The organism is Streptomyces sp. NPDC026538, from assembly GCF_055567535.1.
In genome coordinates, this window is the sequence record NZ_JBVHQG010000013.1 from 32,172 (window position 1) to 56,701 (window position 24,530).

The following is a 24,530-nucleotide window of genomic DNA, read 5'->3' on the forward strand; positions in this document are numbered from 1 at the left end:
CCTCGCCCAGGAGCCGCTCATGAGACGCCGTACCGTGCTCACCACCGCCATACTGGCCGGCGTGGCAACGCCGGGCATCGCACGGGCCGCAGATCCCGGCCCCTCCGTCACCGAGCTGAGCACCAGCCGGCTCGACGCCCAGGCGGTCCACTTCGTCTCCTACGACGGCCTGGTCAACAACAACTCCTTCCAGAAGAACGGCCTGTTCACCTACAAGGGCCACCAGTACGCCGGCTGGTACACCTCGACCGGCGCCGCGGTGATCGGGCGCCGGGCGCCGGGCGGGTCGTCATGGGCGACCGTCACCCTCGACCACCGGCTGAAGGCCGACGACTCCCACAACGTCATCTCCATGGGCGTCTCCAGGGTCGACGGCCGCCTCCACATCAACATGGACTCCCACAGCGACGGCTTCTTCTACGTGAAGTCGGCCGCCGGGCTGCTGGACGATCCCGGTGCCACGGCGTGGACGCCGGCCGTCTTCGGGACCGTACAGACGTCGCTGGACGGGGTGTCACCGACCTCGCAGTTCACCTACCCGCAGTTCGTCTCCACGCCCGAGGGGAGGCTTCAGCTGAGCTACCGGGTGGGGGTCTCCGGGAACGGCCGCAACGCGCTCGCCGAATACGACGGTTCGCGCTGGACCGTGCTGGGGGAGTGGTCCGGCGCCGGCGGGACGTACACGAGCGAGCACGGCTCGTCGACCGCCCGGAACATGTATCTGCACGGCATCGACTACGACGTGAACGGACGGCTGCACGCCTTCTTCACCTGGAGGGAGCAGAGCGGCACCGTGATGTGCAGCGGCGGCGGCATCACCAACCACGACACCGGCTACATCTACTCCACCGACCGCGGCCGCACCTGGCGCAACGACGCCGGCGCCCTGGTCGCCACCACCGGCACCTCGGACACGGTCACCGTCACCGACCCGGGTCTCGTCGTCGACCCGCTCGACCCGGACCACTCCCTGATGAACCAGGAGAGCCAGTGGACCGACTCCGCGGGCCTGCCGCACGCGATCATCAGCTACGTGCCAGGCAGGTTCGGCCAGTGCACCACGAACTACGTCGGCGACCGCACCGCCGACGGCCGCGCCTTCCACCTCCGCAAGAACTTCTCCGGCACCTGGCAGAAGACCGAGATTCCGGTCGCCCTGAACTCCAGCCAGCGCACCAAGCTGGTCCTGGACAGGTACGACAACGCCTACGCGGTGTTCCCCTTCGGCCGGATCGCCGGTGCGTCCAGGGCCTCCGGGTACACCGACTGGACACTGCTGTACGACGGCAGTGAGCTGAACGCCTTCGGCGAGGTCGTGATCGACGAGACGCGGGTCGGGGCGGAGCACGTGCTGTCGTTCATGTACCAGGAGAAGTCGAGCGGTACGACCCCCTCGGCGCTCCATGTCGTCGACTTCGCCCTGCCCGGCTGACCCGGGCCGGTGTGCGAGTCATGTCGTAATGTGAAGCCCTTCCGGATGTGCCCTTCCTCGCTGTGAAGGTGTCGTCCACGGTTCCCTGGAGGTCTCGCCCGATGGCCCAGTCGGTGGGTATCAAGGACGTCGCCCGCGCCGCCGGAGTCTCGGTGGGCACGGTCTCCAACGTCATCAACCGCCCGGACACCGTCGCCGGCGAGACCCGGGCGCGGGTGCAGTCGGCGATCGACCGGCTCGGCTACGTCCGCAGCGAGTCCGCGCGCCAGCTGCGCGCCGGCCGCAGCCGGATCATGGGCCTGCTCGTCCTCGACATGGGCAACCCCTTCTTCGTGGACGTGGCCCGGGGCGCCGAACGGGCGGCTCGGCAGGCCGGGGTCGGTGTGATGGTCTGCAACAGCGCCCAGAACGCCGGTGAGGAGGCCGACTACCTGGCGCTCTTCGCCGAACAGCGGGTGCGCGGTGTCCTGCTCACCCCGGCGGACGCGACCGGCCGCAACATCGAGACCTTCCGGCGGCACGGCATCCCGTTCGTGCTGGTCGACCGGGTCGCGGAGGGCACCACCGAGTGCTCGGTCAGCGTCGACGACGTGGCGGGCGGCGCGCTCGCGGTCCGTCATCTCGTCGACGCGGGGCATCGGTCCATCGCCTACGTCAGCGGGCCGCCCGGGCTCAACCAGGTCCGCGACCGGCGCACCGGCGCCCTGAACGCCCTCGCCGAGGCGGGCCTCGGGCCCGACGCGCTGCGCGAGCTGCCGACGGAGCGTCTCGACGTGGCGGCGGGGCGGGACGCGGGGGCCCGGCTGCTCGGCCTCGCCGACCGGCCCACCGCCGTGTTCTGCGCCAACGACCTGCTCGCCCTCGGTGTCCTGCAGGCCATGTACGCGGCAGGCGTGGTCGTCCCGGACGACCTGGCGATCGTCGGCTACGACGACATCGAGTTCGCCGCTGCGGCCGCCGTACCGCTGACCTCGGTACGCCAGCCGGCCGTGACCATGGGCGCCATGGCCGCCGACCTGCTCCTGGAGGAGACCGAGGAGCGCGAGGGGCAGGCGGCGCACGAGCACCGCCGGGTGGTGCTCCAGCCGGAACTGGTGGTGCGCCGCTCCAGCCTCGCCGCCCGCTGATCGGCTATTCAGTAACGTTCCATGATCCCGGGGGCGGCCGGGCCCCTGACGTGTGCTGAACTGGGTCGCGACCATCCGTCCGTCACGGGAGAAACGTTGAGCCTCAGCTACCGCCAGCCCGGCGTCGTCCTCACCGACCGCCACTTCACCGTCCCTCTGGACCACGCCGACCCGGACGGCGAGACCATCGAGCTGTACGGCCGGGAGGCGGTCGCGAGCGACAAGGCGGACGAGGAACTGCCCTGGCTGCTCTATCTGCAGGGCGGCCCGGGATTCGGGGCGAATCGTTTCGTCGGACGGCAGGCCTGGCTCGAGAGGGCCCTGCAGGAGTACCGCGTGCTGCTCCTCGACCAGCGCGGCACCGGCCGCTCCACCCCGGTCAACCGGCAGACGCTGCCGCTGCGCGGCGGCCCCGCCGCCCAGGCCGACCACCTGGCCCGCTTCCGCGCCGACTCGATCGTCCGGGACTGCGAGGCGATCCGTCCCCAGCTCACCGGCGGCGCCCCCTGGACCACCCTCGGCCAGAGCTTCGGCGGCTTCTGCACGGTGACCTACCTGTCGTTCTTCCCGGAAGGTCTCAGCACCTCCCTCATCACCGGCGGCCTGCCGTCCCTGGACGCGCACGCCGACGACGTCTACCGGGCCGCCTACCCGCGCATCGAACGCAAGGTCACCGCGCACTACGACCGCTACCCGATGGACGTCGAGCGGGTCCGGCGGATCGCCGAGCACCTCCTCGACCACCAGGTGGTCCTGCCGAACGGCTACCGGCTCACCGTCGAGGCCTTCCAGTCCCTCGGCCTGATGCTGGGCATGAGCGACGGCAGCCACCGCCTGCACTTCCTCCTGGAGGACGCCTTCGTCCGCACCCCGGCCGGCTCCGAACTCTCCGACGCCTTCCAGGAGCAGGCCCAGGCCCTGCTGTCGTACGCGAGCAACCCGCTCTACGCCCTCGTCCACGAGCCGCTCTACGGCCAGGACACCCGCCCCACCGCCTGGGCGGCCGAGCGGGTGCGCGCCGAGTTCCCGCAGTTCGACGCGGCCAAGGCGCTCGCCGACGACGCCCCGGTGCTGTTCACCGGTGAGACGGTCCACCCCTGGGTGTTCGAGACCGACCCGTCCCTGCGCCCGCTGCGCGAGACCGCCGAACTGCTCGCCGCCCGCACCGACTGGCAGCCGCTGTACGACCCGGCGCGGCTCGCCGTCAACGAGGTCCCGGTCGCCGCCGCCGTCTACCACGACGACATGTACGTCGACGCCGGGCACTCGCTGCGGACCGCCCGGGCCGTCCGGGGCCTGCGCACCTGGGTCACCGACGAGTTCGAGCACGACGGACTGCGCGCCGGCGCCCCGCGGGTCCTGGACCGGCTCCTCGCGCTCGCCCGCGACGAGGTCTGACGCCCCGCGAAGGAGAACGCGGACAGGGGGTGTCCGCACCTCCTGGTAAGAAGGTGCGCGGGGAGGACGCCTGGCCGTCGCCGCGCGCCCCGGCCGACGAACGGGGAGACGGATGAACGACACGGAACTGCTGGCCCGCCGCTTCCAGGAGCACCGCGACCGGCTGCGCGCGGTGGCCTACCGGATGCTCGGCTCGCTCGCCGAGGCCGAGGACGCGGTCCAGGAGACCTGGCTCAAGCTCGGCCGCACCGACGCGGACGAGATCCGCAACCTCGGCGGCTGGCTGACCACGGTGGTCGGCCGGGTCTGCCTCGACATGCTGCGCTCCCGCACGGCCCGGCGCGAGCAGCCGCTCGACGAGACGTTCGTCCCGGACCCGGTGGTCAGGCCGTTGTCGGAGGTGGACCCCGAGAAGGAGGCGGTGGAGGCCGACTCGGTGGGGATCGCCCTGCTGATCGTCCTGGAGACGCTGGAGCCCGCCGAGCGGCTGGCGTTCGTGCTGCACGACATGTTCGCGGTGCCCTTCGACGACATCGCGCCGATCGTGGAACGCGGTGCGGCGGCGACCCGGCAGCTGGCCAGCCGGGCCCGCCGCCGGGTGCAGGGGGCCACCCCGTCGGCCGACCCCGACCTCGGCCGGCAGCGCCAGGCGCTGGAGGCCTTCCTCGCCGCCTCCCGGAGCGGTGACTTCGAGGCGCTGCTCGCGGTGCTCCACCCCGATGTGGTGCTGCGGGTGGACTCGGGCGCGCTGGTGCGGGGCGCGGCCGCGTCCAAGGTGCTGCGCGGGGCCCGGTCGGTGGCCGAAGGGGCTTTCACCTTCCGGCAGTTCTCGGTCTGGTCGCGGCTCGTGCTCGTCAACGGCACGGTCGGCGTGGTCACCATGCCCGAAGGCCGTCCGTTGTCGGTCTCGGCGGTCACCGTCGTGGACGGCCGCATCACCGAGATGTACATCCTCGCCGACCCGGCGCGGCTCGAACACCTGGACCTGCCCGCCCCGGAGATGTGATCCACGTCCCACCCGGCGGCGGGATGTCACACTCGTCGCCGTCGGGCCCTCCCAGATGCAGGACCAGTCGGACGACTGTGCCGGATGCGCTCCCAGGCCACCGGCGGAGACGTCCGCAGGAGACTGCAGGAGAGGGGAAGAGACGTGAAACTCGTCGTATTCGGGGCGAACGGACCGACCGGGCGGCAGGTCACCGGGCAGGCGATCGCCGAAGGGCACACGGTCACCGCCGTCACCCGCCGCCCCGAGGAGTTCCCGCTCGGCGACGCGCGGCTCCGGGTGACCGGCGCGGACGTGCTCGACCCCGTCGCGGTGGAACGCGCCGTGGCCGGGCAGGACGCGGTGATCTCGACGCTCGGGGTGCCCTACAGCCGAAAGCCCGTCACGGTGTACTCGGAGGGCGTCACCCGCATCACGCAGGCCATGACCAAGCACGGCGTCCGGCGGCTGGTCTGTGTGAGTTCGACCGTGCTCTTCGGCGTGGCGGCACCCGGCGAGACCTTCCTCTTCCGGAAGGTGGTCGAACCGTCCATCGCCCGTACCGTCGGGCGCACCGTGTACGAGGACATGCGGCGCATGGAGGGCATCGTGCGCGACGGCGATCACCGGTGGACCGTGGTCCGGCCCGCCGGTCTCTTCGACACGGAGGCCGTCAGCTCCTACCAGGTCGCCACCTCGCGCCTGCCCGGCCGGTTCACCTCGCGCGCGGATCTGGGCAACGCCCTGCTGCGTGAGGCGGTCGACGATCTTCATGTGCACGCCTTCGTCGACGTGCGCACCTCGGAAGGCGTTCCGAGCATCCTCGACGTCATCCGGAAAGAGGCCTTCGGGGGCAGGAAATGAATCCGGATCCGACCGAACCGCACGAGGAGGCCACGCCCATGTCCGAAGACCGTTTCGTCCTGCTGGAGCCGGGTGCCGCCCGGCCCGGGCGGATCCCGCTGCCGCCCGCGTTCGCCGTCAAGGCGACGACCGAGGACACCGAGGGGCGCTTCTCGCTGCTGGAGGTGATCCTGGTCCAGGACATCCCGCTCCATGTCCACCGGCACGCGGACGAATGCGTGTACGTGCTGGACGGCGTCCTGGAGATCGAGTTCGACGACCGCAGGCACCGGGCACCCAAGGGCACGTTCGCGCTGCTCCCGCGTGGCGTCCCGCACGCCCTGCGCGGCGCCTGCGACCCGCCGCCCCGGGTCCTGCAGGTCTCCGCGCCCGGCGGCTGGGAGAGGTATCTGCAGGACCTGATCGAGGCGGGGCCCGCCGTCCTCACCGAGGGGCGGCTGGACCCCGTCAAGGTCAACCCCATAGCGGCCAGGTACGACATCGGCTACGAGGAACAGAGCTGAACGCGTCGGACAGGAGGGCCGGGAGACAGGAGGGCGACGCATGACAGCCGAATCCGAGGAGACCCCGGCGACGGGCGGAGCGGGACCGGCCCGGAAGGTCCCGCCGGGCACGGCGGACCGGCGGGACGGCCCTCCGGACGCCGCGACCCGGCTCTTCGTCGACCACCGCGAGCTGTTGTTCTCCGTCGTCTACAACATGCTCGGCAGCGTCGCCGACACCGAGGACGTGCTTCAGGAGACCTGGCTGTCCTGGTCCGGCAAGAACCGTCGGGCGCCGTTCCCGGAGATCGGCAACCCGCGTGCCTATCTGGTCCGGATCGCGGTGAACCACGCGCTCGCCCGGCGGGCGGCCGTCGCCTCCCGGCGTGAGACCTATGTCGGTCCCTGGCTGCCCGAGCCCCTGGTCACCGGAGCCACCGCCGGCCTCGCCCCGGACGCCGCCGACCAGCTGGTCCGCTCCGACACGGTCTCCATGGCGATGCTGGTGGTGCTGGAGACCCTCACCCCGCTGGAACGGGCGGTGTTCGTCCTGCACGAGGTGTTCGGGTATCCCCACACCGAGATCGCCGGCATGCTCGACCGCAGCCCCGCCTCGGTACGCCAGCTCGCCCACCGGGCCCGCGCCCATGTGCACGCCCGCCGCCCCCGCTACCGCGCCCACCCCCGCGTCCGGCGGGAGGCGACCGAGCGGTTCGTCTCGGCCGCCCTCGGCGGGGACCTTCACGCGCTCATGGAGATCCTCGCCCCGGACGTGACGGTGTGGATCGACGGCGGGGGCGTGCGGCAGGGGGCCGGACTGCGACCGGTGCACGGCCGGGAGAAGGCCGCTCGCATGCTGGCCGGCTACGCCACCCGGCGCGCCGGGGACCTGGACGTGCAGTACCGCCGCGTCAACGGCGACGACGCGGCGGTACTGTTCACGGATGACTCCCCGTACGCCGTGATGGTCATGGACCTCACCCCGGACGGCGACCAGGTCTCCGGCGTCTACGTGGTCACCAACCCGGCCAAGCTGACCCACGTACGAGCGGACGAGGGCCCGGATCAGTAGCGCGCGGTGCTCTCCAGCAGCGGCGGATAGACCGGACTGGGCACCCCGTCGACCGTGGCGCCCCCGTACTTGAGCATCGCGCCGACCTGGCGGTTGAGGTCGTAGGGGAAGCCGAGGGCGGGGGCCGAGACCTCGTCCAGGCGTGCCGTCTGCTCCGGTGTCAGGTGTACGTCGAGGGCGGCGACGTTCGCCTCCAGATGGCCGAGCGTGCGCGGGCCGATCAGTGTGGAGGTGACACCGGGGCGCTGCTGCACCCAGGACAGTGCCACGGCGGCGGGGCTCGCGCCGGCCTCCTCGGCGACGGCCGCGAGCGCCTCGATCACGGTGAACTGGGCCTCGCTGGGCTGTCCGACGACCGCGGCCCGCCTGGCGTCGGCGGGTGCGGCCCGTCCACGGCGGTACCTGCCGGACAGATAGCCGTTCTTGAGCGGGCTCCAGGGCAGCAGCCCCATCCCCGCGTCCTGGGCGAGCGGGATCAGCTCGCCCTCGATGGTGCGCTCCAGCAGCGAGTACTCCATCTGCAGGGCGGTCACCGGCGTCCAGCCGCGCAGCAGCGCCGTGGTGTGGGCCTTGGCCGTGAACCACGCCGGGGTGTCGGAGAAACCGACGTACCGGATCTTGCCGGCCGTCACCAGGTCGTCGAGGGTGCGCAGGGTCTCCTCGACGGGTGTGGCCCAGTCGTGGTTGTGCAGCCAGTACAGGTCGACGTAGTCGGTGCGCAGCCGGCGCAGGGAGTCCTCCAGCTGGCCGACGATCGCCTTGCGGCCCGCGCCGCCGCCGTTGGGGTCGCCGAGGTGCAGGTTGCCGAAGAACTTGGTGGCGAGCACCAGGCGGTCGCGCCGGCCGGGGCGGGCGGCGAGGAAGTCGCCGAGGATCGCCTCCGAGTGGCCGTTGGTGTAGAAGTTTGCGGTGTCGACGAAGTTGCCGCCGAGGTCGAGATAGGTCTGGAGGATCTTCTCCGACTCCTCGACCGAGCAGCCGAAGCCGCCGTCCTCGCCGAAGTTCATCGCGCCGAGGCAGAAGGGGCTCACCTTGAGCCCGGAACGGCCGAGACCGACGTACGAGTCGAGTGCCATGAAATGCTCCGTGGAAGCTGTGTGGGGAATCCGGCCCTTCGAGCCAACCAGCCTGAGCTGCGGGAACGTTAGAGCGATCGCACCGGAGACGTGCACGATCCTGTCGAATTCCCGGGGGGCGTCGGGTCCGGTGCCGGTCGGCGCGCACACCGCCCGTGTCCTTCGACGAACCGCAGGTCAGTACGCTGGACGGATGCCAGAACACATATCCGCACGCCCGCGGCCGCAAGTGCTGCGCGGGGACTGCGCCGACTGCTTCGGTCTGTGCTGTGTCGCTCTGCCGTTCACCGCCTCGGCCGACTTCGCGGTCAGCAAGCCCGCCGGCAGGCCCTGCCGGAACCTCGGCGGCGACCACCGCTGCGGTATCCACACCGACCTGCGGCAGCGCGGGTTCACGGGCTGCACGGTCTACGACTGCTTCGGCGCCGGGCAGCGGGTCTCGCAGGTCACCTTCGGCGGGCAGGACTGGCGGACCGGGACCGAGGAGCACGCCCGGCGGATGTTCGACGCCTTCCCGGTCGTACGGCAGCTGCACGAACTGCTCTGGTACCTCACCGAGGCGCTCGGCCTGCCCGCCGCCCGCCCGGTCCACGGTGAGTTGAGGCAGCTGCTGGGGGCCACCGAGGAACTCGCCCTGGGGACGCCCGAGGAACTCGGCGCCCTGGACGTGGCCGCCCACCGGCAGCGGGTCAACGTGCTGCTGCTGCGCACCAGCGAGCTGGCTCGGGCGGACGTGCGGGGCCGGAAGAAGGACCGCCGGGGAGCCGACCTGATGGGTGCCCGGCTCCGCGGCGCCGACCTGCGCGGCGCGAGCCTGCGCGGGGCCTACCTGATCGCCGCCGACCTCACCGGCGCCGACCTGCGGGACACCGACCTGATCGGTGCCGACCTGCGCGACGCCGATCTCACCGGCGCGGACCTCACCGGCGCGTTCTTCCTGACCCAGCCGCAGGTCGACGCGGCCCGGGGGAGTGCCGGTACCCGGCTGCCGGCGTCAGTCACCCACCCCGTGCACTGGACAGCCGCCGCCCGCTGAGGCGGGCGTGTCGTCCGGCACGGGCACCGGCGCCGGGGTGGGACGGCGCCGCTCCAGCCGCAGCCGCAGCCCGTCCGGCATCAGCGTCAGCCGTTCGGTCACCCGCAGCCGGTAGCCGGGGTCGGCCTTCAGGTCGTAGCGGCGCAGCAGCAGACCGAGGACCAGGGTCGCCTCGTGCAGGGCGAACTGGCGGCCGATGCAGGCCCGGGCACCCGTCCCGAACGGCTTGAAGGTGTGCGGGGCCCGGCCGCGCGCCGTCTTCGCCTCGAAGCGGTCCGGATCGAAGCTCTCGGCGTCCGGGCCCCACACCTCGGGGTCCCGGTGCAGCATCGGGGTCAGCACCAGGGCCCAGGCGCCCCGGCGCATCGGATGGTCCCCGGCGAGCACGGTGTCCGCGCGGGCCTCGCGGGCGAACGCGGGGGCCGTGGGCCACAGCCGCAGCGACTCGTCGAGGACCCGGCGGACGTAACGGAGCCTGGCGACCTGGTCGTAGGCCGGTGCGGGCGTGTCGCCCCAGACCCGGTCGACCTCGGCGGCGGCCCTGGCGGCGACCTCCGGGTGCAGGGCGAGGTAGTGCAGCGCGAAGGAGAGTGCGCCGGAGGTGGTCTCGTGGCCGGCCACCAGGAAGGTGATCACCTGCCGCCGTACGTTCTCGGCGGACAGCAGCTCCCCGGTCTCCGGGTGGGCCGTCTCCAGCATCCGGTCAAGGAGGTCGCCGTCCCCAGGGCCGGTCCTGCGGCGCTCGGCGACCAGGTCGTCGACCGTGCGGTTGAGGTGGTCGATGTCGGCCGCGTTGCGTCGCGCGGCCTGCCGCAGCAGCAGCGGGGCCAGCGGCGAGGGCACGCTGTTGAGGCGCTGGGCGTAGGTGAGGGTGCCGATCATCGCGGTCACGAAGGGGTGCGGCCGGTCCCGCTCGAACGAGCCGAAGTCGTGCCCGAACCCGGTGCGGGCGATCGTCTCCAGAGTCAGCTTGGTCATGTCCCCCGGCACGTCGACCCAGCGGCCGGCCGCCAGCTCCCGGTCCCAGTGGCCGGTCAGCCGGCCGGCCACCGAGAGCATCATCGTGTGATAGCCCTCCATGGCCTCCCGGCTGAAACCCGGGGCCAGGACGTCGTGCGCCAGCTGCCAGTTGGGCTCGTGGTTGTACGCCGTGAACAGGCCGTCCCCGGCGACCGGGCGCAGATTGGCGACCCCCAGGCCCACGTGCTTGGCGAACCGCGACTCGTCGGCCATGTCGGCGGCAAGTTCGGCGCCCCACACGAACACGAACTCGTTGCCGAACGCCCGGCGCCGGAAGATCGGGCCCAGCTGCCCGGCGAAGCGCATCGAGTCCTGGAGCGGCGTGCGCCGGTCGACCCCCAGGACGTCGCCGAGGAAGGGCAGCCGGCGCGGCGGGTGGGGTATCCGGTGCAGCTCGGGCCAGCCGTGCTCGGCGCCCCGGAACCCCTTCGGCAGCGGGCCGTCCGCCCCCGTCGCCGTCTGCGTGGCCGTCTCCGCCATGGCGCCATCTCCCTTGATGCTGCGGCAGGTTGAGCTAGTTGTACGTGGGTTCAATAGGCGGTTTCAGTCTCATCCCGCTGTTGAACCCACGTCAAGTAAAGTGCGGGCATGGTCGCGAACCAGGGTGAGCGCAGCCGCCGCAGACTCAGCACCGCGGAACGACGCGAGCAGCTCCTCTCGGTCGGGGCCAGGCTCTTCTCCGAGAGCCCGTACGACGACGTGTGGATCGAGCAGGTCGCCGAGATCGCGGGCGTCTCCCGCGGCCTGCTGTACCACTATTTTCCGACCAAGCGTGATTTCTTCGCCGCCGTGGTGGAGCGGGAGAGTGAGCGGATGCTGCGGATGACGGCGGCCGAGCCCGGTGTGCCGGCCCGTGCGCAGCTCACCGAGGGCCTGGACGTCTACCTCGAGTACGTCCACACCCACGCGCACGGCTTCCGCGCCTTCCATCGCGCCGAGGCCTCCGGCGACCAGGCCGTGCGTCGTGTCTACCGGCAGGCCCAGGCCGCCCAGGAGCGGCAGATCCTGGCCGCCCTCGCCGCCGACCCCGAGTTCGGCCCCGCCCTGGAGTTGCGCCCCGACACCCGGCTGGCGGTGCGCGGCTGGCTCGCCTTCACCACGCACGTCTGCCTGGAGTGGCTGCGCACCGAGGAGTTGACCCGGGAGCAGGTGCGGGACCTGTGTGCGCGGGCGCTGCTGGGCGTCCTCTCCTGAGCGTCGCCGCCCCTTTCGGTGACCTGTCCTCACCTTGTGCCGCACCATGTGCCCCACCTTGTTCCTCACCCCGGTTCTTGGCGTACGCCACGCACCGCGTGCTTGGCGTACACCCCGATCTTCGATAAGTTAGGTGAGGCTTACCTAAGGAGGTTCGGGATGGGTGACGAACAAGCGGCCTGGGCGGCCGGCCCCGGCGCGGCCGAACAGGCCCGGTCACTGCTGGCCACGGCATGGTCGTGCAGGGTGACCGCGGACGGCGGACGCGAGGAGTTCGTCGGCGCGCACGCCGTCGCCGACGACGGCCGGGTGCTGCTGCACGTGCGGGAGGACAGCGCCCTGCTCGCGGCCGCGATCTGTGCCCCGCGCGGCGAGCCGTCCGCGGTGCTGGAGTTCGCCGACGCGGCGCCCGTCGCGGTGCGCAACCGGATCCGGGCCCGGCTGTGGATGGCCGGCTGGTTCGTGCCCTCCGACGAGCACCTCGTCTTCCAGCCCACCCGTGTGGTGTTGCGCCGGCCCTCCGGCGCGGTCGTGGTCGACCTCGACGAGTTCGCCGCTGCGCACCCCGACCCGCTGGCCGGCACCGAGGCCCACCTGCTCACCCACCTCGCCGACGCCCACCCGGACGCCGTCGAGCGGCTCACCAGGCTCGTCGAGCCCGAGAGCCTGCACGCCGCGACCCGCGTCCAGCCCCTCGCGGTGGACCGGCACGGACTCACCCTGCGCATCGAACGCACCCGCGCCCACGGCGACGTACGACTGGCCTTCCACGCGCCCGCCGACGACGTCGCCCAGCTCACCGAGCGCATGCACGTCCTGCTGACCCAGGCCGGTGCCGCCGCCTCCTGCCCGCGGACGCTACAGCGGGAGCGCGCAGACGGCGACGGGTGACGCGAACGGCCTGCCCGCGAGCCGGAGTCCACCGCTGCGCGGGTCCACGAGGAAGACACTCACGGTGCCGGACCGCTGGTCGGCGGCGAACAGCAGCCGGCCGTCCGGCGAGAACGCGATCTGCCGGGGGAAGTCCCCTTCCACCGGCATGGTGTCCAGCAGCCGCAACCGCGCCCCCTCGGCCTCCACCGCGTACCGTGCCAGCGTGTTGTCGCCCCGGTTGGCCAGGTAGGCGTAGGCGCCGTCGGCGGTGACCAGGATCTGGGCCGGGTAGTTGGTGGTGCCCGCCCTGCTGCCGGAGGGCTGGGGTGCGCCGATCGAGAGCCGGCCGGCGGCCGGGTCGTAGCCGCACACCGCGATCGTGTCGTCCACCTCGTTGGCCAGGTACGCGTACCGCCCGCCCGGATGGAAGGTCAGATGGCGCGGGCCGGCCCCCGGCCTGGTGTGCGCCTGGGCGACCTCGGTGAGCCTGCCCGAGGCGAGGTCCAGGCGGTAGCTGTAGACCGTGTCGGTGCCCAGGTCGACGGCGAGGACATGGCCGCCGTCCGGGCTGGTGATGAACTGGTGGGCGTGCGGGCCCTGTTGGCCGGGGCCGGGCGCCGGGCTCGAGTGCGTGACCAGGTCCGTGCGCTCGCCGAGGGCGCCCGTGCTGTCGACCGGGTGGACGGCCACACTGCCCGAGGTGTAGTTGGCGCTGAGCAGCCAGCGGCCGCTCGGGTGCACCGAGAGATGGCAGGGCCCCGCCCCGCCCGTGCTGCGGCTGCCGAGGATCTTCCGGTCCGCCAGGCGTACGGCGGTCACCCCGCCGTCCGTGCGCTCGTTCACCGCGTACAGTGTGCGGCCGTCCGGGTGGACCGCCAGATACGACGGGTCGGCGACGCCGGTGAGTGTGCCGGCGCCGGTGATCCGGCCGCTGTCGGGGGCGTAGGTGGCCAGGCCGATGCCGGTCCCGCCGCCGTCCACGGAGGTGTAGGTGCCGAGGTAGAGCGGGCGCGGGCCGGCCGACGGCCTCGTCGGGGGCTCGGCCGCCGGGCGCGATGCCGGGTCGCTCTCCTCGAGCGGTGCCGCGGGTGCCGGGACCGCCACCACGGCCGCCGCGCCGGCCATCGCACCGACGAACCGGCGCCTGCTCCAGCCGCCGCGCGTCGCTTCCGTACCACTGCCCATGCCCGCACCTCAGGTCGTCGGTCACCTCGGTCGTCACAGCAACCTTGGCGCGGGCCCCTGGTCAAAAGCAAGAAGGGCAACGACCGTTGCACCCACTGCAACAGCTGTCACCAGTCGCCGTCCTCCACCGGCTTGCCGGGCGAGTCCTTCAGCGGGATCACCTGCCCCTGGGACGGCTGCTGCCAGGGCTCCAGGTCGTCGCCGAGCCAGTCGCCGACCGGCTTGACCGTCTCCAGGGCGTCCGTGGGGGCGAGATCCTGGGCGTCCTGATCGTAGTAGTCGTACCAGGGCAGCCCGGCCCGGGTGTACGCCGCCCGGTCCACCGGTGACGGCGGCGGCGCCTCGCCCGTGATCCGGCGCCACTCCGGGGGCGTGACCAGGTGCACGAAGACCCGCCCGGCAGGGGTCTCGGCCCAGTCCCGCGGCGGCCGGTCGTCCTGGTAGACCTCCTGGCGCATCGAGCCGCCGACCCCGAGGCCCATCCCGGCCGAGCGGGAGCGCGGGGCGGCACCGGGTGCGGGGGCGGCGGCCATCATGGGAACAGCCGCGCCGTAACCGCCGAGCGATCCCGGCGCGGGCGTCCGCTCCCGCCGCAGCCGCTCCCGGCGCCGCCACTCGGCGAGCGGCTCCTCCCTGAGCGTGAAGGACCGGAGCTGCACCCCGCCCCACACCTCCTCGCCGGTGACCTGCCCCTCCACCGTGGCGCCGAGACCGAGCGGCACCGCCACGAACTGGCGGACCGTGCCCCTCCCGGAATTGATGCCGTCCAGCCAGGGCTGCCGGGGCAGCACCAGGTAGTTCTGCGGATCCCGGGACAGCCGGTCGCTCCACGGCTCGCCGGAGACCGCGCACACCTTGCCGACGCCGACCTGGAGGGCGGCCGGCTCCACCGTGCCCGCGAAACTCAGCCACATCGCCTCGCGCAGATACACCGGCAGCATCACTCCGCCGCGCGCCCGCCACCCGGCCGGAACCGTGTCCGGATAGTCGCTCACCCGCCGGACCGGGAACTCGCCGAGCCCCGGCGGCAGCGGATGCGTCCCCGTCTCCGGCAGGCGCAGCGTGCGCACGAAGCGCACCGCCACCCCGCCCGGCAGCCGCAGCGTGTTCCCGTCGATCCGTACCGCCGTGTCCGTCACCGGCGTGCCCCCTTCTCCGCCCTGTTCTCCGTCCCGGACTGAGAACGCCCCGCACCACCCGCCCGGTTCCGCTGCAGGCGTTCAGGTACGCCGATCCGCTCCCGCAGCCAGGTCAGCCGGGGCCGCCGGGCGCGCTGCTCGCCGGAGACGCGGTCCAGCTCCTCCAGCAGCCGGCGGGTGCGGTGCTCGGTGTTCAACTCGTCGAGGAGCCGGTTGACCTCGGTCAGGACGGCACCCAGGAGCTGCCAGTTCCGGTCGTCGCCGCGGACCTCGTCCCGGAGCAGCTCGGCGAGCTTGTCGCGGGTGCCGGTCGCGGTGTGCAGCTCGGCGGAGAGCCGGGCCTCGGCCGACTCGGCGCTCTCGCTGATGCTGGTCGTCACCAGCACCGCGAAGCTCACCACGGCGTCGGCGATCTGGGACAGCAACTGCTCCACGGCCGCCCCGGCGTCCGAGGCGAACAGTGCCTCGGGTTCGCGGGCCTTGGCCAGGTCGGTGAAGGTGCGGGCCAGCACCCGCAGCACGACCGTGCAGATCTCCAGGGTGTCCAGACCGGTGCGCAGCACCACCCGGTGCAGCAGGCCCTCCTTCACCCGCGGATTGAGCCGCAGGCTGTCCTCGGCCTGCCGCAGCGCCGCGTCCACCTCGACGATGGCGTGGTCGAGCCGGCGGGCCTCGTGCAGCCGCTCGGCCGCCTGCCGCCACGGCGTCAGCCCCGACGCCTCCTCGCCCATGCGCAGCATCAACTGCCGCAGCCTGCGGGCCAGGCCCTCGATCGACTCGCCGGCCTCGTCCACCCACACCGGGGGAGGGAGCAGCAGGTTGCAGGCCATGCCGACGACCGCGCCGATCAGCGTCTCCACGATCCGCGCCCACGCCGTGCTGCTGATGGTGGTGACCCCGAGCACCAGCATGGCGCTGATCGCCACCTCGGGGATGTACTCGTCGACCCGGACCAGGTGCCCCACCCCCAGCGAGGCCACGATCAGCAGCGCCAGGCTCCACCAGGTCAGCCCCACCAGCTGGCTGAAGGCGATGGCGACCAGCACACCGGCCACCACCGCGTTGACCCGGCGGAAACCGTTGGTGAGGGTGGCGTACAGGGTCACCTGCACGACCAGGAGCGCGGTCAGCGGGGCGGTCAGCGGTGCCGGTTCCGGGCTCAGCCGGAGCGCGACGACGTAGGCGATCGTGGCCGCGGCGGCCGACCGCAGCGTCTGGACGACCACCGGGTCCCGATGGCGCCGCAGCAGTTGCGGCAGACCCTTGGCCCACTTCCGTACGTCTTGCATCCCTTGGCCTGTTCCCACTCACGGGTCACGTCGAACGTGTTTTCCGCGGATCACTCGGGCGCCGGTGGCTGGATGACCAGGGTGGACTACGGAGAGTTTCCGACCGCCGCGCCCCGGACCCCGCAACCGAACACCAGGCCGACGCGTCTCCCGCACCCGGGGTGTCGAACGGGTCGGCGGGACGGAAGGGTTGGGACGTTGGACTCCGGTGCGGTGCGGTGCGGTGCGGTGCGGTGCTGTGGGCGGCGGTGGGCCTCGGGCTCCTCGGGTTCGCGGTGCGGGAGAGCGCGGTCGTCAGGCGGTTGCGCCGGCACGGACTGCGCACCTGGGGAGTCGTCGTGGACAACGTACGCACCCGTGACAGCGAGGGTGGCCCGAAGTGGATCCCCGTCATCGCCTTCACGGACCGTTCGGGCTACCGGGTGGAGTTCTCCCCACGCATGCACGGCTCCGGCATGGGCCTGGCCACAGGGCGCGAGGTGGCGGTGGTCTACCTGGCGGCCGACCCGCAGATCGCCCGCGTCCGCATGGGGCGCCACGTGGTGGGCCCCCTGGTGTTCCTGGTGTTCGGCGGGGTGGTCTTCCTCGGGGTCGGCGTACGCATCGCCCTGACGGGCTGACGCCCGGCCCGACGAAACGACCGCGACCGGGCGGGACGTGATCGGATAAGGTCGGCCGGCACCGAACGAGCGGGGACAGGCCGCGGGGGAGCCGATGGAACTCACCGACATCGGGACGGCGCGAGCCGCGGCGGCGCTGCGCCATGTGGCCGCGCTGTCCTCGGGACCGGCCCTCGACCCCGGTCTGCCCATCACCCTGAACTTCCACCCCGACCGGCTGTCGGCCGGGCTGCCGATCCTGGAGGCGCTGGCCCGGGACGGTGCCTACCACTCACAGTTCGTCACCGGCACCAGCAACGGCGGGCTCACCGCGCACCCCGGAGGCGACCGCTGGCGCTGGGAGAGCCGGATCTTCGGCGGGACCTACGACGACGCCGCCCCGGCCGAACGACCGGTGTACGGGGCGCTGAACTTCCGTCGCCAAGTGGTCGGCGCGGCCCCCCGGTTCGGTTCCTCGCACCTGCGGCTGACCGGACCGGCGCTGCACCGCGCGACCTTCTGCTACCCCGACAGCGCGGCCGAGTCGACGGACTTCGGCGTCGCCGCCGGAACACACCTGCTCGCCCTCGCCGAGGCCGACGAGCAGGACGCCCTCAACGACTACATCGAGACACAGGTGCACGGCGGTGTACGGCTCGACCGGGACGTGGCGGCCCTCGTCCTGGACGCCTGCTACCAGGGCACCCCCGTCGAAACGGCGGCCCGGCGGCTGCCCTTCCCGGTCGACTGGCACCCCGGCTACCGGCTCACCGTGCCCGACCTGCGCCGCCACGCCGACTACCGGGGCCCGCAGTACGCCGAACTCGGTGCCCTGATCGCCGAGAAGGGCGTCGTGGACCCCCGGATCATCGGGGAGGCGGCCCGCACCGGCCGGTACGCGATCCAGGACCTCAAGATGGTCTGGCACACCCTCGCCCGCTTCGGCGCCCCGGAAGGCGCGGGTACGGCCTACTCCGTCGGCTCGGGCGGCCAGGTACCGGGGGCCAGTACACCCAAGGCGTAGGCGCGGGCGACCAGTTCGGTGCGGTTGGCCGCGGACCAGCGGGCCGACAGGCGGCGCAGGTGGTAGGTGACCCCGTCCTTGGTGAGGCCCAGGTCGCGGGCGGCCTGGGCGGTGCTGGCGCCCCTGGCCAGCAGCGCAAGCACCCGCCCCTCGACCGGGGTGACCTAGACCGGCTCCGCCGCCCACCCGGCGCTGCGCGGCGTCCTCGACTGGCCCCGGCTGCTGGACCTCCTGACCCCGCTGAAACCGCGCCACTACTCGATCTCCTCGTCGCCCGCCACCGACCCGCGCCACGCCGACCTGATGATCTCCCTGCTGGAGGCACCCGCCTGGTCCGGCAAGGGCACCTACCGGGGTACCGGCTCGGGCCACCTCGCGACACTCCGCCCCGGAGACACCCTGTACGCCCGGGTCCAGCCGTGCCGGGAGGCCTTCCGGGTCGACACCGGCACACCGGTCGTCATGGTCGCCGCGGGCACGGGCCTGGCCCCCTTCCGGGGCGCCGTCGCCGACCGCACGGCCGCGCTCGCGGCGGGCGCCGAACTCCCGCCCGCGCTCTGCTACTTCGGCTGCGACGCCGCCGACGCCGACTTCCTGCACGCCGCGGAGCTCCGCGGCGCCGAGACCGCCGGAGCCGTGTCGCTGCGCCCGGCCTTCAGCACGGCCGGCACCTTCGTCCAGCACCGCATCGCCGCCGAGGCCGACGAGGTATGGGCCCTGCTGGCCGCCGGTGCCCGGGTCCACGTCTGCGGGGACGGCAGCAGGATGGCACCGGGGGTACGGGAGGCGTTCCGCACCCTGTACCGGGAGCGCACGCCCGGTGGTGACGCCGACGAGTGGCTGAACTCGCTGGTGGCGGAGGGGCGTTACGTGGAGGATGTGTACGCGGCATCCTGATCGGTGCCCGGGCTTGAAGCGCCCCTTCGGGGTTGCGGGGAACCGCGCGAGCGACCAGGGTGGACCGACGGTCCGCGCACAACCCGCACCCCGCCGCGCTCCCGCACCCGCCCGCCCTGCCGGAACCCTTCACTCACAGCGTGAACTAAGGGTTGGGAAAATGTCGCTTCCGCCCTCCCGAAGGAGTATGTTGCAGGTCGGGAAGGGTTCGTGAAGGGAGCCACATGGCGGGGCGGAACGGGCGCACGGTACGCGACCTCAGAAGGGCCAACCGCACGGCCGTGCTCCAGCGGCTCTATTTCGACGGCCCCCTCAGCCGCTTCGAGCTGGGGCCGGCCACCGGCCTGAGCTCCGGCTCGGTGAGCAACGTGGTCGCCGACCTGGTCGCCGACGGCCTGGTCGAGGAGGCCGGCAGCGTCGATTCCGACGGCGGCCGGCCCCGCACCCTGCTGCGCGTAGCACCGGACAGCGGTCACATGATCGGCGTCGACGTCGGCGAGACCCGGGTCCGGGTCGAGCTGTTCGACCTCACGCTCACCGAACTCGCCCGGGTCGAGCGTCCGCTGGAGCAGCAGGGTTACGACGTCGAGGTGATCGTCGGCCACATCCGGGACGGCATCGCGGAGGTCCTCGCGACCGAGGGGGCCTCGCCCGAACTGCTGCTCGGTGTCGGTGTCGGCGTCCCCGGCATCGTCGAGCACACCGCCGACCGGGGTGCCCTGGTGCACGGCCAGACCATCGGCTGGGACGCCGTTCCGCTGGAGGAACTGCTCCGCTCCGGCTGCCAACTCCCGGATTCCGTGCGGTACTTCATCGACAACGGTGCCAAGACTCTGGGCCAGGCCGAGATGTGGTTCGGCGCCGGGCGCGGTGCGGACAACGCGGTCGTGGTGCTGTTCGGCTCCGGCGTCGGCGCCTGTCTGGTCTCCGCCGAGGTGGAGCACGGCCGGGCCGTCGAGTGGGGCCACCTCACGGTACGGGTGCGGGGCCGCCGCTGCCGCTGCGGTGCGCTCGGCTGCCTGGAGGCGTACGCCGGTGCCGAGTCGCTGCTGGCCCGCTGGCGCGAGGAGGGCGGCCGTCCGGCCGAGGGCACCGACGAGGAGACCGCGCTGACCGCGATGCTCGCCGCGGCCTACCCGCCCGAGGGCACCGAACCCGACCCGGTCGCGCTCGCCGTCCTGGAGGAGACCGCCGAGTACCTGGGCGCGGGCCTCTCCGACCTGATCAACCTCTTCCAGCCCGAGCGGATCCTGATCGGCGGCTGGGCCGGCCTGCAGCTCGGCGCCCGCTTCCTGCCCGCCGTCCGCCGGTACGCGACCACGTACGCGCTGCGCCACCCCGCCGAGCAGGTCACCATCGACCTCGGCCGGCTCGGCCCGGACGCGGTCACCGTCGGGGCCGCGATCCTGCCCCTCGCCGACTTCTTCAGCCGCGGCGGCCGTCGCGCGGAACCGGCGACCGAGGACCGCCTGCCCGCCTGGCGCACGGCGCTGGAGGAGCGGACCCCGCGCTGAGCCCGCCCCGGTTTCACGGCTCCCGGGCGAGGTACCCGCATGCTGCCCGGACCGATGTGACGTGCGAGGGGAGCAGCCGTGAGTGACCAGCAGAACAGTGGGCCCGTACCCCGGGACATGCCGGACCAGCAGGCCCAAACCGAAGGCCGTGACCCGTGGGCCGCGGCCGAGGACAGCCGACCGGACGCCGATGAGGACGCCGACCTCCCCGACACCGACGAGGCAGGGACAGGGCCTCGGGGGGCGCCGCGTCCGGGGGTGGTGAACCCCGAGGAGCCGCTGCCGGAAGAACCGTCCGGCTGAGCGGGGAACGCGGCCTGGCCGAGCCCGGCTGCCCCCGGATCCGCGGGAGCCTGCGCACGGCACCGGGCGGTTCAAGCCGCGTGCGCGGCAACTGCCCGCGGACGTCCGGGAGTTCGTCGACGCCGGGAGCTGGCGGCGGGTGTCAGGCGAAGGCGTTCACGCCCGTGAGTTCCGCCGAGAGGTCCCAGAGCCGGGCCGCCTGGTCCGGGTCGGTCGCCCAGGCCTTGACGCCGGTCGTCTCGCCTTCGACGGCGGGCTCGGCGATGTCGCAGTCCTCCAGGTAGACCCCGCCCATCCCCGCCAGCTGCGGGGAGGTCGCGGCCCAGGTCTGGGTGGCCGCGCCCTGCGGGGGCGTCTTGAAGCCCTGCGGGTTCAGCACGTTGCCCTGTTCGTCGATCCAGCCGCGCTCGCGCATCTCCTCGCGGGGGATGTGCCGCTGGAGCGGGGTCATGATGCCGCCCGGGTGCAGGGCGAAGGCCCGCACGCCGGAGTCCTGGCCGAGCCGGTCCAGGTGCACGGCGAACAGTACGTTCGCGGTCTTGGCCTGCCCGTACGCCTGCCACTTGTCGTAGTCGTGCCGCCACTGGACGTCGTCCCAGCGCATCCCGGCGAAGTGATGGGCGCGCGAGGAGACCGAGACGACCCGGGCGCCGCGCGGTTCGAGGGCCGGCCAGAGCCGGTTGACCAGGGCGAAGTGCCCGAGGTGGTTGGTGGCGAACTGGGCCTCCCAGCCGGGCCCGACCCGGGTCTCGGGGCAGGCCATGATGCCCGCGTTGTCGATCATGAAGTCGACGGGTCGTCCGGAGGCCAGGAACCGCTCCGCGAAGCCGCGCACGCTGTCCAGGTCGCCGAGGTCCAGCTCGTCCACCTCGACCCCGTCCAGGCCGGCCAGCGCCTCCTGGGCGGCCTCGGCGCGCCGGGCGGGGACGACGACGTGGGCGCCCGCCTTGGTCAGCGCCCTGGTGGTCTCCAGGCCGAGCCCGGAGTAGCCGCCGGTGACGATCGCGAGCCGGCCGCCGAGGTCGAGGCCCGCCAGGACGTCGTCGGCGGTGCTGCCCGCGCCGAACCCGGAACCGATCTTGTGCTGTGGAGTCGTAGTGCTCATGGATTGAACGCTACGAATTGGAGTGCTCTCGAAGTCAAGCCCGGGTCCCGGTGCCCGGGAACCGCCCCCGGACAGCGCAAAGCCCCGGCCGCGACGGGGGATTCGCGGCCGGGGCGGCCAGGTGGTGGGCACGGATGGCGGTCGCCTCTCGGCGAAAGGCTCCACAGGGCTTCAGCCGAACGATCGTCCCTGTGGGCAAAAGGTGAGGCCCGGGGACACTGTCCCATCCGCACCCACGGCTTGTTCAACGAGCAACCACCCCGGGCTGTTCCGGGCCCTGACGTGATGAGCGTCACCCGGCCCCGGTCCAGGCCAGCAGCCGCTCCGCCGGCCAGGTGTTCACCACCCGTTCGGCGGGTACCCCGCACTGCTCCGCCCGGGCGCAGCCGAGGATCTGCCAGTCCAGCTGGCCGGGCGCGTGCGCGTCGGAGTCGACCGAGAACAGCACGCCCGCCTCGACGGCCCGGCGCAGCAGGCGCCGGGGCGGGTCCAGACGCTCGGGGCGACTGTTGATCTCCACGGCCGTACCGGACCCGGCACACGCGGCGAACACCTCGTCCGCGTCGAACTCGGACTCCGGCCGCCCCCGCCCCGTGACCAGGCGCCCCGTGCAGTGGCCCAGGACGTCCGCGTGCGGATCGCGTACGGCGCGCACCAGGCGCCGGGTCATCGAGCGGGCGTCCATCCGCAGCTTGGAGTGGACCGAGACGACGACCACGTCCAGCCGCTCCAGCAGCTCGGGTTCCTGGTCCAGCGACCCGTCCTCCAGGATGTCGCACTCGATGCCGGTGAGCAGCCGGAACGGCGCCCAGGAGGCGTTGAGCTCCGCCACCACCGCCAGCTGGTCGCGCAGCCGCTGCGGGGACAGCCCGTGGGCCACCGTGAGCCGGGGCGAGTGGTCGGTGAGCACCGCCCACTCGTGGCCGAGCGCGGCCGCGGTGCGGCCCATCTCCTCGATCGGGCTGCCGCCGTCGGACCAGTCCGAGTGCAGATGGCAGTCCCCGCGCAGCAGCGCCCGCAGCCGGGACCCGCCGTCCGCCGCGGGTTCGCCCGCAGCTTCCTCAAGCGTGCGCAAATATCCGGGCAAATCTCCGGCCAGCGATTCCCGGACCACCTGGGCCGTCTTCGGGCCCACGCCCCGCAGCGATTCGAGGGTGCCGGCCCGGTCCCGCTCGGCGATCTCACCGGCGGGCAGGGCGGCCAGGACCCGTGCGGCGGTGCGGAAGGCGCGCACCCGGTAGGCCGGTGCCAGGGACCGTTCCAGCAGGAAGGCGATCCGCTCCAGCGCCTCGACGGGTCCCATGGCCACCTCCACCGTCAGGGTGACTCAGGCAAGTCACTTCCGCCCGGGGAGATCTACCCTCGATTGCATGACCGAGATAGCGAGCCCGTTCATCTCCCGGCCGCGGATCCTGGTGCTAGGCGTCATGACCGGCAGGCCGGGCACCTTGCCCTTCCGCATCGTGGAGATCGACGGCGAGGTGGTCGGTGAGGCGAGGGACATCACCGAGGTGCTGTCGGTCGCCGCGACCCACGGGATCACGGTCCACGACCTGGACGACCCGGCCGTGGTCTGCTGGGTGGGCGGGGACAAGTTCACCTGGACGCCCCGCCACTAGACAGCGACCACCGGACGGCGAGTCCTGCTCTCAGCCGACGGTCCACTTCTGGTTGGCGCCGCCGGAGCAGGTCCAGATCTGCAGCCGGGTGCCGTTGGCCGAGTTGTTGCCGGTGACGTCCAGGCACTTGTTCGCCTGGGGGTTCACGATGTCGTGCGCCGCGGAGACGGCCCACTTCTGGGCGGCGCTGCCGTTGCAGTCGTAGAGCTGGACCGTCGTGCCGTCCGCCGTGCCGCCGCTGGTGACGTCGAGGCACTTGCCGAGCGCGCGGATGGTGCCGTCGCTGCCCACCGTCCACTGCTGGGCGGCGGAGCCGTTGCAGTCGTAGAGCTGGACGGGGGTGCCGTTGGCGGAGTTCGCCCCGGCCACGTCCACGCACTTGCCGGCCAGGCCCTTGATCGCGACGCCGGCCGCGGTGTCGCTCGTCGTCACCGACACCGAGTCCACGACCAGCTGCGCCGGGAACGCCGTGGAGCTGTTGGGGTCGCCCGGCCAGTAGCCGCCGACGGCCAGGTTCAGGATCAGGAAGAACGGCTTGTTGAACGCCCACGTGTTGCCGCCCACGTCGGCGGGGGTGCGGGTCTGGTAGGCGATCCCGTCGACCGACCAGGTGATCGAGTTGGGCGCCCAGTCGACCGCGAAGGTGTGGAAGCCGTCCGCGAAGGCCTGGCCGTTCGGCAGCGTGTAGCCGGCGCCTATCCCGGCCGAGCCGGAGTAGCCCGGGCCGTGGATGGTGCCGTGGATGGTCGAGGGCTCGAACCCGACGTTCTCCATCACGTCGATCTCACCGGAGTTCGGCCAGCCGACCTGTCCGATGTCGTTGCCCAGCATCCAGAACGCGGGCCACATGCCCTGCCCGCGCGGGATCTTCATCCTCGCCTCGACATGCCCGTACTGGGCGCTGAACTTGCCCGAGGTGTTCATCCGGGCCGAGGTGTACTGGCAGGTGCCGTACCAGCACTGGTAGTTGGCGGGGTTCTCCTTCTTGGCCGTGATGACCAGGTGGCCCTGGCCGTCGAGGGCCGCGTTGTTGGTGCCGGAGGTGTAGTACTCCCGTTCGTGGTTGTTGACGTTGTCGCCGGTCTCCAGGGTCCACTTCGAGGAGTTGACCGCCGAACCGGCGGGTCCGTCGAAGGTGTCGGAGAAGGTCACGGCGGCCGCACCGGCGTCGGCGGCCTCGGCCCGGTGTGCGGGACCGACCGCGACCGACCCGACGAGGGCGGCGGACAGGGCGGCGAACAGGCATCTGCGGATAAGGCGTGGGGAGGCCACGGCTCGTCCTTCCGTACGGCGGCCG

General features: G+C 72.6%; 23 protein-coding genes and 2 pseudogenes. 16 read left to right on the forward strand and 9 right to left on the reverse strand.

Annotated elements, in window-relative coordinates; all coding sequences use genetic code 11:
- The first annotated feature begins 19 nt into the window (after positions 1 to 19).
- The 7 genes from ACZ4N4_RS38450 to sigJ (ACZ4N4_RS38480) all read left to right on the forward strand — a co-directional run bounded on the left by ACZ4N4_RS38450 (position 20) and on the right by sigJ (ACZ4N4_RS38480) (position 7,360).
- Positions 20 to 1,432 carry a BNR repeat-containing protein gene (locus ACZ4N4_RS38450; RefSeq protein WP_467597717.1) on the forward strand — a complete coding sequence of 471 codons (1,413 nt, stop codon included), beginning with the start codon at positions 20 to 22 and terminating at the stop codon, positions 1,430 to 1,432.
- A 101-nt stretch (positions 1,433 to 1,533) separates the two neighbouring features.
- Entirely contained in the window at positions 1,534 to 2,559 is a 1,026-nt protein-coding gene (locus ACZ4N4_RS38455; protein WP_360493814.1) for a LacI family DNA-binding transcriptional regulator, read from the forward strand.
- Between the two features lie 96 nt (positions 2,560 to 2,655).
- Positions 2,656 to 3,957: an alpha/beta fold hydrolase gene (locus tag ACZ4N4_RS38460; protein WP_467597720.1), complete on the forward strand. Its 1,302-nt coding sequence runs from the start codon at positions 2,656 to 2,658 to the stop codon at positions 3,955 to 3,957.
- A 112-nt stretch (positions 3,958 to 4,069) separates the two neighbouring features.
- Entirely contained in the window at positions 4,070 to 4,963 is an 894-nt protein-coding gene (sigJ, locus tag ACZ4N4_RS38465) for an RNA polymerase sigma factor SigJ (protein ID WP_467597723.1), read from the forward strand.
- A gap of 144 nt (positions 4,964 to 5,107) precedes the next feature.
- Entirely contained in the window at positions 5,108 to 5,806 is a 699-nt protein-coding gene (locus ACZ4N4_RS38470; protein ID WP_467597726.1) for an NAD(P)-dependent oxidoreductase, read from the forward strand.
- Between the two features lie 38 nt (positions 5,807 to 5,844).
- On the forward strand, positions 5,845 to 6,309 hold the full coding sequence (locus ACZ4N4_RS38475; RefSeq protein ID WP_467597729.1) for a cupin domain-containing protein: 465 nt from the start codon (positions 5,845 to 5,847) through the stop codon (positions 6,307 to 6,309).
- Between the two features lie 40 nt (positions 6,310 to 6,349).
- Positions 6,350 to 7,360 carry an RNA polymerase sigma factor SigJ gene (gene sigJ / locus ACZ4N4_RS38480; RefSeq protein ID WP_467597732.1) on the forward strand — a complete coding sequence of 337 codons (1,011 nt, stop codon included), beginning with the start codon at positions 6,350 to 6,352 and terminating at the stop codon, positions 7,358 to 7,360.
- Here sigJ (ACZ4N4_RS38480) and ACZ4N4_RS38485 read toward each other — a convergent pair.
- Positions 7,354 to 8,436: an aldo/keto reductase gene (locus ACZ4N4_RS38485; protein ID WP_467597735.1), complete on the reverse strand. Its 1,083-nt coding sequence runs from the start codon at positions 8,434 to 8,436 to the stop codon at positions 7,354 to 7,356. The two genes, sigJ (ACZ4N4_RS38480) and ACZ4N4_RS38485, sit on opposite strands and share 7 nt — an antisense overlap.
- A gap of 193 nt (positions 8,437 to 8,629) precedes the next feature.
- Between ACZ4N4_RS38485 and ACZ4N4_RS38490 the strand changes: the two genes are divergently transcribed.
- A complete protein-coding gene (locus ACZ4N4_RS38490) occupies positions 8,630 to 9,472 on the forward strand; it encodes a pentapeptide repeat-containing protein (RefSeq protein ID WP_467597738.1) in 843 nt (280 codons plus the stop codon).
- Here the strand turns inward: ACZ4N4_RS38490 and ACZ4N4_RS38495 are convergent.
- On the reverse strand, positions 9,431 to 10,972 hold the full coding sequence (locus ACZ4N4_RS38495) for a cytochrome P450 (RefSeq protein WP_467597741.1): 1,542 nt from the start codon (positions 10,970 to 10,972) through the stop codon (positions 9,431 to 9,433). The two genes, ACZ4N4_RS38490 and ACZ4N4_RS38495, sit on opposite strands and share 42 nt — an antisense overlap.
- A gap of 108 nt (positions 10,973 to 11,080) precedes the next feature.
- Between ACZ4N4_RS38495 and ACZ4N4_RS38500 the strand changes: the two genes are divergently transcribed.
- Positions 11,081 to 11,686, forward strand: coding sequence for a TetR/AcrR family transcriptional regulator (locus tag ACZ4N4_RS38500; protein ID WP_450756576.1), 606 nt, complete (start codon positions 11,081 to 11,083; stop codon positions 11,684 to 11,686).
- Between the two features lie 159 nt (positions 11,687 to 11,845).
- The gene (locus tag ACZ4N4_RS38505) at positions 11,846 to 12,577 is read left to right on the forward strand and encodes a DUF2470 domain-containing protein (RefSeq protein ID WP_467597744.1); all 732 of its coding nucleotides are present in this window, start codon (positions 11,846 to 11,848) and stop codon (positions 12,575 to 12,577) included.
- Here ACZ4N4_RS38505 and ACZ4N4_RS38510 read toward each other — a convergent pair.
- From ACZ4N4_RS38510 to ACZ4N4_RS38520, 3 genes are all read right to left on the reverse strand, one after another.
- Positions 12,545 to 13,744 (reverse strand): lactonase family protein, encoded by a 1,200-nt coding sequence (locus ACZ4N4_RS38510; protein ID WP_467597747.1) that lies wholly within the window; start codon positions 13,742 to 13,744, stop codon positions 12,545 to 12,547. The two genes, ACZ4N4_RS38505 and ACZ4N4_RS38510, sit on opposite strands and share 33 nt — an antisense overlap.
- A gap of 107 nt (positions 13,745 to 13,851) precedes the next feature.
- Positions 13,852 to 14,883 (reverse strand): hypothetical protein, encoded by a 1,032-nt coding sequence (locus ACZ4N4_RS38515; RefSeq protein ID WP_453567082.1) that lies wholly within the window; start codon positions 14,881 to 14,883, stop codon positions 13,852 to 13,854.
- The gene (locus ACZ4N4_RS38520) at positions 14,880 to 16,172 is read right to left on the reverse strand and encodes an FUSC family protein (protein ID WP_453567080.1); all 1,293 of its coding nucleotides are present in this window, start codon (positions 16,170 to 16,172) and stop codon (positions 14,880 to 14,882) included. The genes ACZ4N4_RS38515 and ACZ4N4_RS38520 overlap by 4 nt, the downstream gene beginning before the upstream one ends.
- Positions 16,173 to 16,405: 233 nt before the next feature.
- On the opposite strand from ACZ4N4_RS38520, the gene ACZ4N4_RS38525 reads away from it, so the two are divergent.
- Positions 16,406 to 16,792 carry a DUF3592 domain-containing protein gene (locus tag ACZ4N4_RS38525; RefSeq protein WP_467597751.1) on the forward strand — a complete coding sequence of 129 codons (387 nt, stop codon included), beginning with the start codon at positions 16,406 to 16,408 and terminating at the stop codon, positions 16,790 to 16,792.
- 94 nt (positions 16,793 to 16,886) lie between these two features.
- On the forward strand, positions 16,887 to 17,795 hold the full coding sequence (locus ACZ4N4_RS38530) for a DUF3626 domain-containing protein (protein WP_467597754.1): 909 nt from the start codon (positions 16,887 to 16,889) through the stop codon (positions 17,793 to 17,795).
- Here ACZ4N4_RS38530 and ACZ4N4_RS38535 read toward each other — a convergent pair.
- A pseudogene (locus ACZ4N4_RS38535) lies at positions 17,741 to 17,959 on the reverse strand (LuxR C-terminal-related transcriptional regulator); the annotation flags it as partial. The gene ACZ4N4_RS38530 and the pseudogene ACZ4N4_RS38535 sit on opposite strands and share 55 nt — an antisense overlap.
- A gap of 19 nt (positions 17,960 to 17,978) precedes the next feature.
- On the opposite strand from ACZ4N4_RS38535, the pseudogene ACZ4N4_RS38540 reads away from it, so the two are divergent.
- The 3 genes and pseudogenes from ACZ4N4_RS38540 to ACZ4N4_RS38550 form a co-directional block, all read left to right on the forward strand.
- Positions 17,979 to 18,692 (forward strand): annotated as a pseudogene (locus tag ACZ4N4_RS38540) (ferredoxin reductase domain-containing protein); the annotation flags it as partial.
- 224 nt (positions 18,693 to 18,916) lie between these two features.
- Entirely contained in the window at positions 18,917 to 20,206 is a 1,290-nt protein-coding gene (locus ACZ4N4_RS38545) for an ROK family protein (RefSeq protein WP_453567073.1), read from the forward strand.
- 78 nt (positions 20,207 to 20,284) lie between these two features.
- Positions 20,285 to 20,509, forward strand: coding sequence for a hypothetical protein (locus ACZ4N4_RS38550; RefSeq protein ID WP_453567071.1), 225 nt, complete (start codon positions 20,285 to 20,287; stop codon positions 20,507 to 20,509).
- A gap of 142 nt (positions 20,510 to 20,651) precedes the next feature.
- Here the strand turns inward: ACZ4N4_RS38550 and ACZ4N4_RS38555 are convergent, their stop codons facing one another.
- Entirely contained in the window at positions 20,652 to 21,614 is a 963-nt protein-coding gene (locus ACZ4N4_RS38555; protein WP_453567070.1) for an SDR family NAD(P)-dependent oxidoreductase, read from the reverse strand.
- Positions 21,615 to 21,906: 292 nt separating this feature from the next.
- Complete coding sequence (locus tag ACZ4N4_RS38560) at positions 21,907 to 22,917, reverse strand: PHP domain-containing protein (protein WP_467597758.1); 1,011 nt, start codon at positions 22,915 to 22,917, stop codon at positions 21,907 to 21,909.
- 67 nt (positions 22,918 to 22,984) lie between these two features.
- Here ACZ4N4_RS38560 and ACZ4N4_RS38565 point away from each other — a divergent pair, with 67 nt between their 5' ends.
- On the forward strand, positions 22,985 to 23,233 hold the full coding sequence (locus ACZ4N4_RS38565; protein WP_453567067.1) for a hypothetical protein: 249 nt from the start codon (positions 22,985 to 22,987) through the stop codon (positions 23,231 to 23,233).
- Between the two features lie 30 nt (positions 23,234 to 23,263).
- On the opposite strand, the gene ACZ4N4_RS38570 is transcribed toward ACZ4N4_RS38565, so the two are convergent.
- Positions 23,264 to 24,505, reverse strand: coding sequence for a ricin-type beta-trefoil lectin domain protein (locus tag ACZ4N4_RS38570; RefSeq protein ID WP_453381889.1), 1,242 nt, complete (start codon positions 24,503 to 24,505; stop codon positions 23,264 to 23,266).
- Positions 24,506 to 24,530 lie beyond the last annotated feature (25 nt).